16 protein-coding genes are annotated in these 15,339 nt (G+C 67.2%); 8 read left to right on the top strand and 8 right to left on the bottom strand.

Translation table 11 applies throughout. The features are described from left to right. Window positions 1-305: 305 nt before the first annotated feature. A complete protein-coding gene (locus tag A6M56_RS03395) occupies window positions 306-590 on the top strand; it encodes a hypothetical protein (protein ID WP_045787681.1) in 285 nt (94 codons plus the stop codon). 116 nt (window positions 591-706) lie between these two features. Here the strand turns inward: A6M56_RS03395 and A6M56_RS03390 are convergent, their stop codons facing one another. The 4 genes from A6M56_RS03390 to A6M56_RS03375 all read right to left on the bottom strand — a co-directional run bounded on the left by A6M56_RS03390 (window position 707) and on the right by A6M56_RS03375 (window position 6,120). Continuing rightward, window positions 707-2,905: a xanthine dehydrogenase family protein molybdopterin-binding subunit gene (locus A6M56_RS03390; RefSeq protein WP_102080192.1), complete on the bottom strand. Its 2,199-nt coding sequence runs from the start codon at window positions 2,903-2,905 to the stop codon at window positions 707-709. Next, on the bottom strand, window positions 2,902-3,906 hold the full coding sequence (locus A6M56_RS03385; RefSeq protein ID WP_102080193.1) for an FAD binding domain-containing protein: 1,005 nt from the start codon (window positions 3,904-3,906) through the stop codon (window positions 2,902-2,904). The genes A6M56_RS03390 and A6M56_RS03385 overlap by 4 nt, the downstream gene beginning before the upstream one ends. Window positions 3,907-3,915: 9 nt before the next feature. Continuing rightward, window positions 3,916-4,647 (bottom strand): 2Fe-2S iron-sulfur cluster-binding protein, encoded by a 732-nt coding sequence (locus A6M56_RS03380; RefSeq protein WP_102080194.1) that lies wholly within the window; start codon window positions 4,645-4,647, stop codon window positions 3,916-3,918. A 162-nt stretch (window positions 4,648-4,809) separates the two neighbouring features. After that, the gene (locus A6M56_RS03375) at window positions 4,810-6,120 is read right to left on the bottom strand and encodes a M20/M25/M40 family metallo-hydrolase (protein ID WP_045785119.1); all 1,311 of its coding nucleotides are present in this window, start codon (window positions 6,118-6,120) and stop codon (window positions 4,810-4,812) included. A 185-nt stretch (window positions 6,121-6,305) separates the two neighbouring features. Here A6M56_RS03375 and A6M56_RS03370 point away from each other — a divergent pair, with 185 nt between their 5' ends. Then, complete coding sequence (locus A6M56_RS03370) at window positions 6,306-7,100, top strand: DUF1835 domain-containing protein (protein ID WP_045785120.1); 795 nt, start codon at window positions 6,306-6,308, stop codon at window positions 7,098-7,100. 71 nt (window positions 7,101-7,171) lie between these two features. On the opposite strand, the gene kefC is transcribed toward A6M56_RS03370, so the two are convergent. Together kefC and kefF are read right to left on the bottom strand one after the other, a co-directional pair. Next, window positions 7,172-9,112 (bottom strand): glutathione-regulated potassium-efflux system protein KefC, encoded by a 1,941-nt coding sequence (kefC, locus tag A6M56_RS03365; protein ID WP_102080195.1) that lies wholly within the window; start codon window positions 9,110-9,112, stop codon window positions 7,172-7,174. Between the two features lie 21 nt (window positions 9,113-9,133). Further along, window positions 9,134-9,700, bottom strand: a complete 567-nt coding sequence (gene kefF / locus A6M56_RS03360) for a glutathione-regulated potassium-efflux system oxidoreductase KefF (protein WP_045787682.1) — start codon at window positions 9,698-9,700, stop codon at window positions 9,134-9,136. 399 nt (window positions 9,701-10,099) lie between these two features. Here kefF and A6M56_RS03355 point away from each other — a divergent pair, with 399 nt between their 5' ends. Continuing rightward, window positions 10,100-10,795, top strand: a complete 696-nt coding sequence (locus A6M56_RS03355) for a GNAT family N-acetyltransferase (protein ID WP_102080196.1) — start codon at window positions 10,100-10,102, stop codon at window positions 10,793-10,795. Between the two features lie 60 nt (window positions 10,796-10,855). Here A6M56_RS03355 and A6M56_RS03350 read toward each other — a convergent pair whose 3' ends face one another. Then, a complete protein-coding gene (locus tag A6M56_RS03350) occupies window positions 10,856-11,284 on the bottom strand; it encodes a MarR family winged helix-turn-helix transcriptional regulator (protein WP_197742967.1) in 429 nt (142 codons plus the stop codon). Between the two features lie 132 nt (window positions 11,285-11,416). Here A6M56_RS03350 and A6M56_RS03345 point away from each other — a divergent pair, with 132 nt between their 5' ends. The 4 genes from A6M56_RS03345 to A6M56_RS03330 all read left to right on the top strand — a co-directional run bounded on the left by A6M56_RS03345 (window position 11,417) and on the right by A6M56_RS03330 (window position 13,378). Then, window positions 11,417-11,770, top strand: a complete 354-nt coding sequence (locus A6M56_RS03345; protein ID WP_045785124.1) for a hypothetical protein — start codon at window positions 11,417-11,419, stop codon at window positions 11,768-11,770. Between the two features lie 13 nt (window positions 11,771-11,783). Continuing rightward, a complete protein-coding gene (locus A6M56_RS03340) occupies window positions 11,784-12,173 on the top strand; it encodes a VOC family protein (protein WP_045785125.1) in 390 nt (129 codons plus the stop codon). A 181-nt stretch (window positions 12,174-12,354) separates the two neighbouring features. Then, complete coding sequence (locus A6M56_RS03335; RefSeq protein ID WP_045785126.1) at window positions 12,355-12,843, top strand: cupin domain-containing protein; 489 nt, start codon at window positions 12,355-12,357, stop codon at window positions 12,841-12,843. Window positions 12,844-13,000: 157 nt separating this feature from the next. Beyond that, complete coding sequence (locus A6M56_RS03330) at window positions 13,001-13,378, top strand: SgcJ/EcaC family oxidoreductase (protein WP_102080292.1); 378 nt, start codon at window positions 13,001-13,003, stop codon at window positions 13,376-13,378. Between the two features lie 163 nt (window positions 13,379-13,541). On the opposite strand, the gene A6M56_RS03325 is transcribed toward A6M56_RS03330, so the two are convergent. Next, window positions 13,542-14,030, bottom strand: coding sequence for an Lrp/AsnC family transcriptional regulator (locus tag A6M56_RS03325; RefSeq protein ID WP_045785129.1), 489 nt, complete (start codon window positions 14,028-14,030; stop codon window positions 13,542-13,544). Window positions 14,031-14,187: 157 nt separating this feature from the next. Here A6M56_RS03325 and hppD point away from each other — a divergent pair, with 157 nt between their 5' ends. Further along, entirely contained in the window at window positions 14,188-15,294 is a 1,107-nt protein-coding gene (gene hppD, locus A6M56_RS03320) for a 4-hydroxyphenylpyruvate dioxygenase (RefSeq protein ID WP_062737728.1), read from the top strand. Window positions 15,295-15,339: the final 45 nt, after the last annotated feature.

Below are 15,339 nucleotides of genomic sequence, written 5' to 3'. Positions count from 1 at the left end.
AACCGCCTCTGACAAGGCCTGCCACCTCGTGCCGCCCTGCTGTGGTGCACAAAGACCCGCAGCATGCCCCGCCAGCACGGATTGATTAGATAAAAAGGCGAGGAAATTGCCGCGGCAGCCCACCCACTGAGGCGTTTTTCACCGCCATTCACACCGGCTTGCATCATTTCGGCGCCAACAACAAACCGTTCGTCGCACCACCGTGGATGCGGTATGCGCGCTGACCTAGGCTTCAGTCCGTGGCAGGACGCAGACAAAGACCACGCTAAAACAGCATCGAAAATCAGTTGAAGAAGGAGTTCGCCATGCGACTCAGGCAGATTGGGTTGGCCGCGCTATTGGCGGCAGGTGCCATGGCGGCAGGCGGCGCTTGGGCGCAGGCCAGCCGCGTGGAAGTGTTTGGCCAGGCAGCACTGGCCCAGCGGTTCGACGTGTACAGCGACGGCGCCCGCACCGGCCGTTTCGACACCTATACAGAAGGCGCGCGCAGCGGCCGCTTCGATCCGTACAGCGAAGGCATGCGCAGCGACCCCGCCGGCCGCTCCCGCGAGGGCGGCGGCACGGTCTACGGGTATCCAGTACCGAATTGAGGCCTTGATCGGCAGTACGACTTACGGGCCGGTCTCCAGGCATCCTCCGTTTTCCGCCTCTTGGCCCGCGTGCCCCGCCGGTGATGCGCCAGCGGGGCTTTTTCATGCGCGCTCGCTCAGATGAGCTTGTCGAGCGTGATCGGGAGTTCGCGCACACGCCGCCCGGTGGCGTGATAGACGGCGTTGGCAATCGCCGCCGGCACGCCCGTGATGCCGATCTCGCCGATACCCTTGGCGCCAAGGGGGTTGATGTGCGGGTCGGCCTCATCGAGCACGAGGATGTCGATGTCGGGCACGTCGGCGTTGACGGGGACGTGGTACTCCGCGAGGTTGTTGTTGACGATGCGACCGTAGCGCGGGTCGAGCAGGCTCGCTTCGAACAGGGCCATGCCCATGCCCCACACAATGCCGCCCAGTAGCTGGCTTCGCCCGGTCTTCGCGTTGAGCAGCCGCCCCACGCCATAGCTCGCCACGATGCGCGAGACGCGGATCACCCCCAGGTCCGCATCGACACGCACTTCGGCAAACACCGCACCGAACGAGTGCATCGAGAACTTCTGCTTCTCTTCGCCCGGCTGGACCTTGGCCGTCGCCTCGATGGGACGGCCGTGGCGCGCAACGACGGCCGCGACGGGCTCGCGCGCCCCGCTGCGGGCTGTGAGCATGCCGTCCGCCACGGTGATGTCGCCGGCGCCCAGCCCATGCAGCGGCGAGCTCGCATCGGCAATCGCCACGGCAATCAACGCATCGCGCGCCTGCTGGCCCGCTGCCTGCACGGCCGGCGCCACACTGGCCGCACTCTGCGAGCCGCCTGACACCGGCGCCTCCGGCATGCGCGTGTCGCCCAGATCGAAGTGCACGCGGTCGACGGGCAGCCCCATGGCATCGGCCGCCACCTGCGTCATCACCGTGTAGGTGCCGGTGCCGAGGTCCTGCGAGCCCGATTCGACCTGCGCCGTGCCGTCCGGCAAGTACCGCGCGGCGGCCCCGGCCGGACTGCGGTTGGCCGGGTACGTGGCGGTGGCCATGCCCCAGCCGATGCGCGTCTTGCCCTCGCGCATGCTGCCCGGCCGCGGATCGCGTCGCGCCCAGCCGAAACGTTCTGCACCGGAGCGGTAGCACGCCGCCAGCGATTTGCTCGACCACGGCAGGCGCTTTTCCGGATCTTGCCGGGCGTCGTTGCGCAGGCGCAGCTCAACAGGGTCGATGGCCAGCGCGTAGGCCATTTCGTCGAGCGCGACTTCGAGTGCAAACGTGCCGGTGGCCTCGCCGGGGGCGCGCTGGAACGTCGGCGTACCAATGTTCAGGCGCGCCAGCCGATGCGTGGTCCGCTGGTTGGGCGTCTCGTACAGCATGCGCGTGACGATGGCGCACGGCTCGGTCCAGTCTTCGATCATCGACGTGGTGGTCAGCGAATCGTGCGAGATGGCGGTGAAGCGGCCATCGCGGGCGGCGCCCAGTGCGATGCGCTGCTCGGTGCGCGGACGTCCGCCGACGGGGCCGAACATCTGCGGGCGCTCCAGCGCCACCTTGACCGGCCGTCCGACCTGCCGCGCCGCCATCGCCGCCAGCACCACATGCGACCACACCGAGCCCTTGCAGCCGAACCCGCCGCCCACGAACGGGCACACCACCCGCACCTTGTCGGGCGACATGCCCAGCGTCTTGGCGACGGTGCGGCGCACGCCCGAGACGTACTGCGTGCTGTCGTACAGCGTGAGCGCGTCGCCATCCCACACGGCGATCGTGGCGTGCGGCTCCATCGGGTTGTGCGTTTCCATGGGCGTGCCGTAGACGGCCTCGATGCGCTGCGCGGCCTGCGCCATGCCGGAGGCCATGTCGCCGCGCGTGGTGTCCGCCGATTGGTTCTGCACCTTGCCCGGCGAGTGCGCATCCGCGCGGGCCGTCTCGAAATCGAGCCGCGCCGGCTGCTGCGCGACCTCCACGCGCACCATGCGAGCCGCGGCCTGAGCGTGCTCGAGCGTGTCGCCCACCACCAGCGCGACCGGCTGGCCGTTGTAGTGCACCTGGTCGTCCTGCAGCAGCGACAGCACGCGGCCGGCCGGCGGCTCGAGCGCGGGCTTGCCGCCGTTGGGCAGGCGCGGCGCGTTCTCATGCGTCATCACCAGCAGCACGCCGGGCATGGCCTGCGCGACGTGCGTGTCGACCCGCGTGATGCGGCCGGCCGGTACGGTGCTCTGCACCAGGACCGCATGCACCAGGCGCGGCAACTGGAACTCCGCGGAGTAGCGCGCCTGCCCCGTCACCTTGAGCAGGCCATCGGTACGGTCCAGCGGTTGGCCGACGTTGCTCATGCCACACCTCCCGTCGGGTTGGCCGCGACAGCCAGCGCGCGCGCCACGGCGCGCCGGGCGAGCGGCACCTTGAAGCCGTTGTCGCGCAGCGGCTGCGCACCCTGCACCGCCAGCGCACCGGCCTGGGCAAACAGCTGCGGGTCGATGGCCTGCCCCGCCAGCATCTGCTCGGCCCCGTGCGCGCGCCACGGCTTGTGCGCCACGCCGCCCAAGGCGATGCGCGCCTCGCGGATCGTCCGCCCATCCGCCTGCAACGCCAGCGCCGCCGCCACCGACACCAGCGCAAACGCATAGCTCGCGCGGTCTCGCACCTTCAGGTAGTGCACATGCGTGCCGAACACCGGCGGCGGCAGATCGATGGCGACGATCAACTCGCCGGGTGCGAGCGTGGTGTCGGCTTCGGGGTGCGCTTCGGGCAGGCGATGGAAGGCCTCGATCGGAACGCGGCGCTCACCATGCGCACCGTGCACGACCACCGTGGCATCCAGGGCGGTCAACGCGACGGCCATGTCGGACGGATGTGTCGCGACGCACGCCTCGCTCGCGCCGAGGATGGCGTGCATGCGATTGAACCCTTCGCGCGCCGCGCAGCCGGAGCCCGGCTGCCGCTTGTTGCAAGCCGGATACGCAGTGTCGTAGAAGTAATGGCAGCGCGTGCGCTGCATCAGGTTGCCGCCGTTGGTCGCCATGTTGCGCAACTGGCCCGAGGCGCCGGAGACGATCGCCTCGGCCAGCAGCGGGTAATGCGTACGCACCAGCGGATGCGCCGCCGTGTCGGCGTTGCGCGCCATCGCGCCCAGGCGCAGGCTGCCGTCGGGCAACTGGCGGATGTCGGCCAGCGGCAGGCGGCTCACGTCCACCAGCCGCTGGGGCTGCTCGACGCCGCCCTTCATCAGGTCCAGCAGATTCGTCCCGCCGCCGATATAGCGCGCGCCGGGCTCACGGCCCAGGCGCACGGCGGCCTCGACGGAAGACGCACGGTCATAGGCAATCGATTGCATGGCGCCTCCTCAAACGGTGTTGCCCGGTTTGGCAGCCACCACGCGAATCGCCGCCACGATATTGGGGTACGCGCCGCAACGGCAGAGGTTACCGCTCATCCGTTCGCGGATCTCGTCCTCGGTGAGCGTCACCGGGCCTTGGTTGCCCAGCGCGACTGGCGACGTGACGGTGCTTGGCATGCCGCGCCGCGCCTCCTCCAGCACCGCCACCGCCGAGCAGATCTGCCCCGGCGTGCAATAGCCGCACTGGAAGGCGTCGTGCTCGAGGAACGCGGCCTGCATGGGATGCAGCGAGGCCCGGTCGACCGCCCCGTCATGCGCACGCGCCAGGCCTTCGATGGTGGTGACCGCGTCCCCTTCGTGCATGATCGCCAGCGTCAGGCAACTGTTGATGCGCCGGCCATTCACGAGGACGGTGCACGCGCCGCACTGGCCGCGGTCGCAACCCTTCTTGGTGCCGGTCAGGCCGAGCACTTCGCGCAGCGCGTCGAGCAGCGTCACGCGCGGCTCCAGGGACAGCGCATACGGCTTGCCGTTGATGTTGAGCGACACCGGCCGCGCCGGCGCAAGGGCGGCCGGCGCGCGGGCGGGCGCCGCCGCCGAGCGTTGTGCGCCAGGCGCATCGTGCGCCAGCGCCAGCGCCGTGGCCGCTACCGCAGCGCCTTGCAGAAAGCCACGCCGGCTCGGCCGCGTGGGTGATCCATCCGATTCATGGGCAGGGTCCGGCCGATGCTCTGTCATGTCGCGTGCTCCACCGGCGCGGGGGGCCGGAGTTGAAGACATGCGTCAGGGGAAAGCAAGCGGAATACCCGGCACCCGGGCAGTGGAAGCCACCGGACGGCGGCTTCGCGAGGGACGTGTACCGCGGCGCGTGTAAGGCTTACGCGCCGCGTTGCAGTGCGGTTACCTGGCGGCGCCGGTGCGGTCGCGCGACACGTCCATGATCATGCGGGTGAGCAGATACAGGCGCGGCACGATCGAATTGAGATCGACATATTCGGCATCGTTGGAGTGCGCGCCAAAGCTCGCCAGGCCGAAGCGCTCGATCACCGGCGCCTTGGTCTTCGACGCGGCAAACGCGGCATCGGTGCCGCCGCCTTCGGCCTTGTCGTCAATCTCGAGCGTCTTGCCCAGTTCGCCGTAGATCTTCTGCGCATGCTCGGCCAGCGCGCGCGACGCGGGCGTGGCTTCCAGCGGCGGGCGGCGGCGTTCGAAGCGGGCCGTCACCTGGGTGTCGGGGATCAGCTTGTTCTTGATGCGCTCGTTGATGGTCTCTTCCAGCTTGTCGGCGTCGGCCGCGCGCAGCAGGCGCACATCGGCCTGGGCGCTGGCCACAGCGGGGATCACGTTGCGGTTGGTGCCCGCCTGCGCCACCGTCCAGTTCACCTTCAGGCCGGTCTCGGGCCTGGAGAGATCGCGCATCTGCAGCACCTGGTGCGACAGTTCGTACAGTGCGTTGCGGCCCTGCTCCGGTGCGCCGCCAGCGTGCGAGGCCTTGCCCTTTACATCCAGCAGGATCGCGCCGATGCCGCTGGTCGCCAGCGACAGCTTGTCCGACGTCACGCGCGTGCCTTCGCACGAGAACACGGCGTCCTGCTCGGCGCCCAGCTTCGCCTGCATGGCGCGCGCGCCTGGCGAGCTGATCTCTTCGTCGCCGTTGATCAGCACCGTGAGCGTGCCGTACTGCTTGAAGTTGACGGCCTGCAGGATGGCGATGGTGTGCAGGATGACCGCCACGCCGTTCTTGTCATCGGCGATGCCCAGGCCGTAGGCGCGGTCGCCGTCGATGCGGAACGGCTGCTGCGCGAGCATGCCCTTCAGGTAGACGGTGTCCATGTGGGCGATCAGCATGATGTTGCGCTTGCCGTCGCCCTTGAAGCGCGCCAGCACCATCTTGCCGATCTTCTCGGGCGTGTCGGCCATGCGGTAAGCGTGGTCGCTCGGGTCGATCAGCTTGACCTCGCCGCCCAGGGCGCGCAAACGTTCCGCAATCACGCCGGCGATCTTGTCCAGGCCTTCGATGTCCTTGCTGCCGGATTCGATCGACACCAGCGTCTTCATGGTCTCGATGAGCGCGGGCTTTTCCTGCTGAGCCCGCTTGTAGATCTCGGCGGGCGGCACGGCTGCGGCCTGACCGGCCGCCAGCGCGCCGGCGGCCACCAGCACGGACAACATCAAGGGGCGCATTCGCTGCCCGAACGACGGAAGGTTCATGGCTGTTTCCTCACCTGTTCTTAGTTATGGTCTGCAACAAAACGGCGATTCTCGCACGCCGTCCTGAGCGTTGCCCGTGGGGTTATCCGCCCTTTCGGCAAGCACGATGACGCAGCGCAAGGGAATACCGCCAGACCTGCGCAAAACGAAAGCGAAGCGGCAACACTCTCGCTACAATTGTTGCCATGCAATACATCCATGTCGTCAACGGCGATGTTGCTGGCGCCACGCTCAAGCAGGCGCTCGCACAGGCTGGCCGCCCCGATTCCGTAGTCGTACTGCGCGACGATCTTGCCGTCGGGCCGCTGGCCGACGTCGACAGCGTGGCGATGGCGCGCTCGGGCTTCTGGCAGCGTGTGGCGCCGAGCAGCAACATCGACTTCGCTTCCGAGATGCGCGACGCCCTGGCGTCGCTGGCGGATCTGCGCGAAGCCGCCACCGAAGTCGCCATCTGGCACGGCCAGAGCGCCTCGGACCAGCTCATGCTGCGCCGCGTGGCGTTCCACCTGCATCAATCGCCCCAGCGCATCAATGAAGTCGGCATGGATGTGCGTGAACTTGAGGCGCCCAACGGCCAGGGGCCGCTCACGGCCATCGGCATGTATTCGGGGGCGCGGCTGGCGCGGCGGTTTTCGACCATCGCGCCGGTGTCGGTGCTGCGTATCGGGCGGCTGGCCTACGAATGGCAGCAGACCGTGCGCGAGAACGCCGACGTGCGCCTCTGGAAAGGCAACACGCTGGTGCCGGTGTCGTACGGCACCGTGGACGAGGTGATCCTTGAGCACGTGCCCACCGACTGGGCCAGCGCGCGCGACGTGGTCGGCAGCATCATGGGCGCCATCGACGGACTGCTCGCCAGCGACTGGTTCGTCTTCTGGCGCTGCCGGGAACTGATCGGCAACGGCCAGTTGCTGCTGCGCGGCGATGCGGACTCGCTTGCCACGTGCGAGCTGCGGCGCAATGTGAGCGTGGCGGTGTAGCGCGCCGCCCGATCGGCCCAAACAAAAAAGGAGCGCCGGGCCGCTCCTTTTTTTGTCTGGGCAGCCCCGCATCAGTCGTCCCGGCGGAGGCCCGCGCGCGCCGGGCAGTCGATCGGCGTGCCGGGCTCGCCGCCGTCGACTTCGTTGGCGAGGCCGGCGTCGGGCTGTGTGCTTTCCACCTCGCTGTGGACATCGCCCTCGCCCCACGGCATGCCGGATTCACGCAGGCGTTTGCGCTGCACGCGGTCGCGCTGGAACATCTCGGCCAGTTCATCGCGGCCCTGCTGGGCGAGCGAGACCAGCTTCTTCTGGTCGCGATACACGGGGTAGACCTGGTCTATCGAGTTGAGCGTATGGCGGCGGAAGGTCTGTGCGATGCGGTGCGCCTCGTACGGCGCCTTGCCCAGGCCCTCGAGCACACGACGCGCCAGCATGAGCGAGCCCTCGAACATCTCGCGCTCGATCACGTGCACGCCGCGGTCGCGCAGCTGATACACGTGCGACACGTTGCGCGCCCGCACGTACAGCTGCAGGTGCGGAAAGCGCTCGCGCACGCGGTCGACGACTTCCAGGCTGGTTTCCATGTCGTCGATGGCGACGACCATCATGCGGGCCCTGTCGGCACCGGCGGTTTCGAGCAGGTCCATGCGCGTGGCGTCGCCGTAGAACACCTTGAAGCCGAAGCGGCGCAGCATGTCGATCTGGTCGGGGTCGTGGTCGAGCACGGTCGCACTGTAGCCCTGGCTGTAGAGCATGCGGCCGACGATCTGGCCGAAGCGGCCGAAGCCGGCGATGATGACCTCGTTATCCTGCGGGCCGATGGCGTCGGGCGCGCGCTTCTTGCCGTCCATCAGCCGCGGCATCAGCACCTTGTCGTGGAGCAGCAGAAGCAGCGGCGTGGCGGCCATCGAGAGCGCCACGACCAGGTTCAGCGTGGCGGCCATCTCCTGGCCGAGCACATCGCCGGCGACGCCGGGGCCAAACACCACGAACGCAAACTCACCGCCCTGCGACAGCAGGAACGCGAACAGCCACGCCTGCCCGCGCGCAATACCGAAGCGCGTGGCGAGCACGCGCAGCGCACCGATCTTCACGACCAGGAACACCGCCACGAACACCGCCACCGCCAGCGGCTGGCGCATCAGCACGCCGAAGTCGATCGACATGCCGACGGCCAGGAAGAACAGCCCCAGCAGCAAACCCTTGAACGGCTCGATGTCGGTTTCCAGCGCGTGGCGGTATTCGGAATCGGCCAGGAGCACGCCGGCGATGAAGGCACCGAGCGCCATCGAGAGGCCCACGCTGTGCATCAGCAGCGCGATGCCCACCACCAGCAGCAGCGAGAAGGAGGTGAACATCTCGCGCATGTTGGTGCGCGCGATGGCACGCAGCACGGGCCGCAGCAGCGTGCGGCCACCAAAGATGACCGCTGCGACCACGCCCACCGCCTTGGCGGCGGCCATCCAGCTGTGTGCGCCCGAGGCGTCGCCCGTGTCGGGCGCCAGGAGCGGCAGCAGGGCGATCATGGGGATGGCCGCAATGTCCTGGAACAGCAGGATGCCGAAGCTGGCCGTGCCTGCCGGCGTGCGCATCAGGTTGCGTTCGGTGAGCGTGGCCAGCGCAATCGCCGTGGACGAGAGCGCGAGCCCCAGCCCCGCCACCACGGCCGCGCGCCACGGCTGTCCGACGGCCATCACCGCCAGGCCGACGGCCAGCGCGCATACCGCCAACTGCAGCCCGCCATAGCCGAAGATGCTGCGCCGAAGCGACCATAGCCGCGCCGGCTCGAGCTCCAGGCCGATCACGAACATCATCAGCACGACGCCGAATTCCGAAAAATCCAGGATCGACTGCACATTGGTGATGAGCCGCAGCCCCCACGGCCCGACGATGACGCCGGCCAGCAGGTAGCCGAGCACCGAACCCAACCCCAGCCGGCGCGCCAGCGGCACCGCGGCCACGGCCGCAGCCAGGTAGATGACGAAATTGACGAGCAGGTCGTGCGATTGCATGAGCGAAAAGGTCAGGGAGCGTCAGGCCCGGACGCTCGTGGCAGCGTGCCCTTCGGGCAGCCAAGGCTGCAGCGCGGCACGCACGCGGGCAATGTGGGCGTCGATGGCCTCGTCGGGCGCGTCGTCGGCGTCGTGCAGCACATGCGGAGGTTGCCAGTGCATGCCACACAGCGCGGCGGTCTGCTGCAGCGGCAGCAGGAACATGTCGAGCGCATGGCCATGGATGCCGTCCTGGCTGTACGCATGCGCCCGGCCACCGGCGGTGGCGAGCACCATCATGTGCTTGCCGCGCAGCGCCGTGCCGCCCGGCCCATAGGCCCAGCCCATCTCGAACACCACGTCGATCCACTCCTTGAGCAGCGACGGCGTGGCATACCACTGCACCGGAAACTGCAGGACGAGCACCTCGGCCGCCTCCAGTGCTTCCTGCTCGGTGCGCACATCGATATCGAAGTCGGGGTAATGCCAGTACAGGTCGTGCATGGCCACGCCGGGCAGGCCGGCCAGCATGCGCGCCAACGGCTTGTTGACGCGGGAGCGGCGCGGGGCAGGATGCGCGTAGACCACGAGAATGCGCGAAGAAGTCATGGAAAATCCGGAGACGGCGGCGGCTTGATGGCGCATCTTCGCACGGCTACTGTGGAGCGGCGTTGCGGGACCGGTCCCGCCGCTTGCAAAACGGAGAGGAAAACCTCGTCTGGAAAGCGCTCGCCGCTTCGCTTTTGCGCACCGCAGCATTGAGCGTTGCTTACACACAACATCTTGCGGGCCGGCACTCACCCGCGCTAGATCAAGGGGTGACGAGGCTTTCTCGGCAGGAAGCTGACACGAGGCTTACGGGAAATCCCTGATTGGCCTACAATCGCATGGTGCGTTGCACAACACGCGGGCGCATGCCGCTTGCGTGCCCCCAAGGCGGATGTTCCGCCTTCGGCTGATCACTTCGCGACCCCGCGTGGAGGGGCGCTCGGAATAGGAAACCCTGTCGTGAACCCGCTCGAATTGAGCAAGGCCATCGGCGTCGTCACCCAGGACGACATCGACAAGACCGAAGCGGCGCAAGGGGCGCCGCGCTCCACCGTGCTGGTGCGTGAGCTTGCCGCGCACCATCGGTCGCGCCTGCTCAAACACCTGCTGGCCCTGGGCGAAGAAGACCGCCTGCTGCGCTTTGGCCAGGTGGTGGGCAATCACGTGATCGAAGCGTACGTCGACAGCATCGACTTCGACCACGACAAGGTCTTTGGCGTGTATGACGACCGGCTGGAGCTGGTCGGCGTGGGCCACCTCGCGTATCTGCGCGACAACCCGCAGGGGCGCGTGGCCGAGTTTGGCGTGTCGGTGTCGGAATCGGCGCGCGGCAAGGGCGTGGGTAGCGCGCTGTTCCAGCGTGCCGCCATCCACGGCCGCAACACGAAGGTGCGCACGCTGTACATGCACTGCCTGTCGCGCAACGCGGCCATGATGCACATCGCCAAGAAAGCCGGCATGCGCGTGCAATACGCCTATGGCGAGGCCGATGCGTACCTGGAACTGCCGCCCGCCGACACGATGAGCGTACTGAGCGAGGCCATCGACGAACAGGTGGCCGACCTCGACTACCTGCTCAAGCGCAACCTGCGCAATGCACGCCGCTTCGGCCAGCGCTTCTGGCGCTCGCTGGTGCCGCAAAAGCGCACCGTCTGATCGATCCCGCCAAAGAAAACGCCCGGCTCTGACCGGGCGTTTTTGTTGGCGCGCCCAACTTCAGCCAGCGGCCTCGTCTTCCGGCGACGCGCCCACGTTTGCCGCCATCTTGCGCAGCACCGCACGAAACACGTCCAGATCGGCTTCGTCGATGCCGGCGCGCAGGCGCGCGTCGTATGCGATTGCCGCATCGCGCAGCTTGAAGAACAGGGCGCGGCCGGCGTCCGTGAGCGCCACCTGATGCACGCGGCGGTTCTCCGGCAGCGGGCTGCGGACCAGCAGGCCGCCCTTTTCCATGCCGTTGAGGTGGTGCGTCAGCGTCGGCCCCTGCACGCCGACCGTGGCGGCCAGCTCGGCCTGCGTGCGGTGTCCGCCCTGCATCAGCGCTTTCAGGATCAGCCAGACCGGGAGCGAGCCGCCGTGTGCCTGCAGCGCATCGTCAAATGCGCGGGCCGTGGTCTTGGCCGTCTGCGCGAGGAGGAATCCCACAGGAACGCTATGGGCTTGCATTGGCTTCATACCCGTCTATGATAGATATCGAACTATTCGATGTCAAAGAGTGGCACACCGGTCGGCGCGCTGTTCTGGCGTCAATCCATCACCTTCAAACGGGGAGTCGTCATGCAATTTGGATGGATTCTGCTGATTGCGCTTCACGCCATGGCCACGGTGTTCTGGGCCGGGTCCACTTTCATGCTCGCCCGCACCGGCGGCGCCAATGCCGCTGTCATGTTCCGCCCGCAGATGGGCGCGGCTACCGTGGCCGTGCTCACCGGCGTGGCGCTGGGCGCGTTCGTCCACGCCGGGCTGCTCGGCTGGCCGCGCACGGTGCTGATGATGGGCGCCCTGGCGGCCATCGTTGCGGTCGGCGTGCAAGGAGCGCTGCGCAAGCGGCCCGCATTGGCGCATCGCGTTGCGGCGCCGTTGCTGGCCGTGGCGCTGGTGTGCATGGTCATCGCTCGCTATGTCGGCTAACAGGAGATTCGCCATGATTGTGCTCGATCACACCATCTTGCGGGTGCGGGATACCGCCCGCTCCGTCGCCTTCTACACGCAGGTGCTCGGCTTCGCGCACGAGGGGCGCATGGGGCCATTCGATGTTGTGCGGGTGAATGACGACCTGACGCTGGATCTGCGGCAGGTCGACACGCTGGAGGTCGAACACCTCGCCTTCAGCCTCGACCGCGCGTCGTTCGATGCCATCCACGCACGGCTCATCGAGCGCGGCATCGTCTATGGCGGCTCGCCGTTCGACCGGCGCAACGGCCAGGTTGGACAAAGCCACGGCGCACGCGGCATGGCAACGGCCATCTACTTCGATGATCCGGATGGCCATGCGCTGGAGATCCGCGTCTATCCCGAGGCCATGGCCGCCTGAGACCGCGCGGCCGGGCGCCTGTGCCCGGCGCGCCCCGTCCCAAATGGACGGCCCTAGTGCAATTGCGCGCTTGTCAGCCGCACGGGTCGCTTCCCTACGATGAGGGCAAGGCACCTCTCGCCCTTCAAGGCGACCGCGCCGGTCGCCTGCGAGCCGATGCCAAGGCCAGAAGGAGACGACGATGAACACATCCTCCGTGCGATTGCCGCTGCTTGCTGCGGCCCTGCTGTACGCGGCCGCGTTGCCCGCCAACGCCCAGGACGCCGCCATGAGCAACATGGCGATGACAAACCCGTCCGCCATGAAGTGGGTCGACGCGCCGCCCGGTCTGCCCAAGGGCGCCAAGCTCGCAGTGCTGCAGGGCGACCCATCCAAGGAGGGGCCGTACGTCGTCCGCCTGAAGGCGCCCGGCGGCTACAAGGTGCCGCCGCACTGGCACTCGCAGACCGAGAACCTCACGGTGATCTCCGGCACGCTCTACCTCGGTGCCGGCGACACGATGGACATGGGCGCGGCGCACGCCCTCAAGGCAGGCGGCTACCACTACCTGCCCGGTGGCGCGCATCACTACGCGTTCACGAAGTCGACGACCGTGGTGCAGATCCACGGCACCGGCCCGCTGGATATCAAGTACGTCGATCCGAAGGACGATCCGACTGCCAGCCAGTAGCCGCTGAAGCGCCGACATCAACGCCCCTTAACCCTCCTGCGCCCCGCGCTGGCGACCCTGCCCCTCGACAGCAGAACTGCCAACGAGGGGCAGGGTCGTCCGCGCCCCCGCGTGCGGTGTAGAGTGAATGCCCCGCCCCACCGACACCCGCATCGCCATGACCGACGACGAACGCGCCATCCGCAACGTAGTGGACACCTGGCTCGCCGCCAGCAAGACCGGCGACGTCGCCACCGTGCTGAGCCTCATGACCGACGACGCGGTCTTCATGACGCCCGGCCAGCCGCCCTTCGGCAAGGAAGCCTTTGCCAAGATGTCCGGCGGTATGAAGGACGTGCAGGTCGACGGCACGAGCGACATTCAGGAGGTGCAGGTGTTTGGTGAGGTGGCGTATCTGCGGAACTTCCTGCGCATCAGCATGACGATGCCGGACGGAAAGACGGTGCGGCGGTCCGGCTATACGCTGACGATCCTGCGCAAGGGCGCGGATGGGAAGTGGCGGCTTTCGCGGGATGCGAATCTGGTACTGCAGTGATTCCCGGCATGATGGCAGGCGACGTGATCGTCGAGGGGGCACCGTCGAGCTACGGGGTATGGTGTCCGGCAACGTTCACAACAACGGCGGGAATCTTCAGACGGCGCCTACGGCCATGGTGCGCGGACAGATCATCCAGCGTTCCGCGCCAACGTGATTCGCCTCAAACCACCACCGGCAACGCCGTCGTATCCTTGATCCGTTCCAAAGCAAAACTGCTCTTCACATCGATCACCGCCGGGTGCGCGAGCAGCTGGTCGCGGATGAAGCGCGCGAAGTGCTCCATGTCTTCCACGAACACTTTGAGCAGGTAATCCATCTCGCCGGTCATGGCGTAGCACGTGACCACCTCGGGCCACGTCGCGACGGCCGCTCGGAACAGGTCGGACGGCCCCTTTCCCTTGGGCGCGCCGCCCTGCTTTTCCAGCCGCACGTTGATATACGCCGACAGGCCCAGGCCGATCTTGGCCGGGTCGAGCAGCGCGGCGTACTGCCGGATCACGCCGCTCTCCTCCAGACGGCGAATGCGTCGCAAGCACGGGCTGGGCGACAGATTGACCCGCTCGGCGACCTCCAGGTTGGTGAGGCGGCCGTTGTGCTGGAGAACCTCAAGGATCTTGCGGTCGATCTTGTCGAGCTCGACTTTATTCATTTTGTTGCTCCGCACCAATCAATTCGGCAATTTTCTTGCGCAAATTTAGCAAGGTGGGCACAACTTCGCAATTTTTGCTTTCCCTGACACTCCTACACTGCGAGGATCGTCAAAGCGCCAGCACCCCACACGTGCGGCCCCCGCAGGAGACATCGCCATGCAATTCACGCCTTGGGAAAACCCGATGGGCACCGCCGGCTTCGAATTCATCGAATACGCCGCGCCGGACCCCGTTGCCATGGGCAAGCTGTTCGAGAACATGGGCTTCACCGCCATCGCGAAGCACCGCCACAAGAACGTGACGCTGTATCGCCAGGGCGAGATCAACTTCATCATCAACGCCGAGCCGGATTCGTTCGCGCAGCGCTTTGCGCGCCTGCACGGCCCGTCGATCTGCGCGATCGCGTTCCGCGTGCAGGACGCCGCGTTCGCCTACAAGCGCGCGCTGGAACTCGGCGCCTGGGGCTTCGACACCCACAGCGGCCCGATGGAGCTGAACATTCCGGCCATCAAGGGTATCGGCGATTCGCTGATCTACCTGGTCGACCGCTGGACGGGCAAGAACGGCGCCAAGGCGGGCGACATCGGCAACATCAGCATCTACGACGTCGATTTCGTACCGATCCCCGGCGCCAACCCGAACCCGACCGGGCATGGCCTGACCTACATCGACCACCTGACGCACAACGTCTACCGTGGCCGCATGAAGGAATGGGCCGAGTTTTACGAACGCTTCTTCAACTTCCGTGAAGTGCGCTACTTCGACATCGAAGGCCAGGTCACGGGCGTGAAGAGCAAGGCGATGACGAGCCCGTGCGGCAACATCCGCATCCCCATCAACGAGGAAGGGACGGAGAAGCCGGGCCAGATCCAGGAGTACCTGGACATGTACCACGGCGAGGGCATCCAGCACATCGCCCTGGGCTCGACCAACCTGTACCACACGGTGGATGCACTGCGCGCCAACGGCATCAAGCTGCTCGACACGATCGACACGTATTACGAGCTGGTCGACAAGCGCATCCCCGGCCATGGCGAAAACGTGGCGGAACTCAAGAAGCGCAAGATCCTGATCGACGGTGCGCCGGGCGACCTGCTGCTGCAGATCTTCTCGGAAAACCAGCTCGGCCCGATCTTCTTCGAGTTCATCCAGCGCAAGGGCAACCAAGGTTTCGGCGAGGGCAACTTCAAGGCGCTCTTCGAGTCGATCGAACTCGACCAGATGCGCCGCGGCGTGCTCAAGGCCGACGATCAGCCGGCCTGACGCCCTCAACGTCGCGCTTGCTGGACCCGCACCCCGGTGGCTCGC

The sequence above is a fragment of the Ralstonia sp. RL genome (assembly GCF_001683835.1).
Taxonomy (GTDB): domain Bacteria; phylum Pseudomonadota; class Gammaproteobacteria; order Burkholderiales; family Burkholderiaceae; genus Ralstonia; species Ralstonia mannitolilytica.
The sequence above is the reverse complement of the archived record's forward strand: the minus strand, read 5'-3'. Positions and strand labels throughout refer to the sequence as shown.

What these genes read in the sequence shown, in the direction of transcription:
- kefC (WP_102080195.1), bottom strand. Translation starts at nt 9,112, where the DNA reads ATGCAATCGCACGACCTGCTCGTCAATTTCGTCATCTACCTGGCTGCG.
- hppD (WP_062737728.1), top strand. Translation starts at nt 14,188, where the DNA reads ATGCAATTCACGCCTTGGGAAAACCCGATGGGCACCGCCGGCTTCGAA.
- A6M56_RS03330 (WP_102080292.1), top strand. Translation starts at nt 13,001, where the DNA reads ATGACCGACGACGAACGCGCCATCCGCAACGTAGTGGACACCTGGCTC.
- A6M56_RS03345 (WP_045785124.1), top strand. Translation starts at nt 11,417, where the DNA reads ATGCAATTTGGATGGATTCTGCTGATTGCGCTTCACGCCATGGCCACG.
- A6M56_RS03370 (WP_045785120.1), top strand. Translation starts at nt 6,306, where the DNA reads ATGCAATACATCCATGTCGTCAACGGCGATGTTGCTGGCGCCACGCTC.
- A6M56_RS03380 (WP_102080194.1), bottom strand. Translation starts at nt 4,647, where the DNA reads ATGACAGAGCATCGGCCGGACCCTGCCCATGAATCGGATGGATCACCC.
- kefF (WP_045787682.1), bottom strand. Translation starts at nt 9,700, where the DNA reads ATGACTTCTTCGCGCATTCTCGTGGTCTACGCGCATCCTGCCCCGCGC.
- A6M56_RS03385 (WP_102080193.1), bottom strand. Translation starts at nt 3,906, where the DNA reads ATGCAATCGATTGCCTATGACCGTGCGTCTTCCGTCGAGGCCGCCGTG.
- A6M56_RS03390 (WP_102080192.1), bottom strand. Translation starts at nt 2,905, where the DNA reads ATGAGCAACGTCGGCCAACCGCTGGACCGTACCGATGGCCTGCTCAAG.
- A6M56_RS03325 (WP_045785129.1), bottom strand. Translation starts at nt 14,030, where the DNA reads ATGAATAAAGTCGAGCTCGACAAGATCGACCGCAAGATCCTTGAGGTT.
- A6M56_RS03335 (WP_045785126.1), top strand. Translation starts at nt 12,355, where the DNA reads ATGAACACATCCTCCGTGCGATTGCCGCTGCTTGCTGCGGCCCTGCTG.
- A6M56_RS03395 (WP_045787681.1), top strand. Translation starts at nt 306, where the DNA reads ATGCGACTCAGGCAGATTGGGTTGGCCGCGCTATTGGCGGCAGGTGCC.
- A6M56_RS03340 (WP_045785125.1), top strand. Translation starts at nt 11,784, where the DNA reads ATGATTGTGCTCGATCACACCATCTTGCGGGTGCGGGATACCGCCCGC.
- A6M56_RS03375 (WP_045785119.1), bottom strand. Translation starts at nt 6,120, where the DNA reads ATGAACCTTCCGTCGTTCGGGCAGCGAATGCGCCCCTTGATGTTGTCC.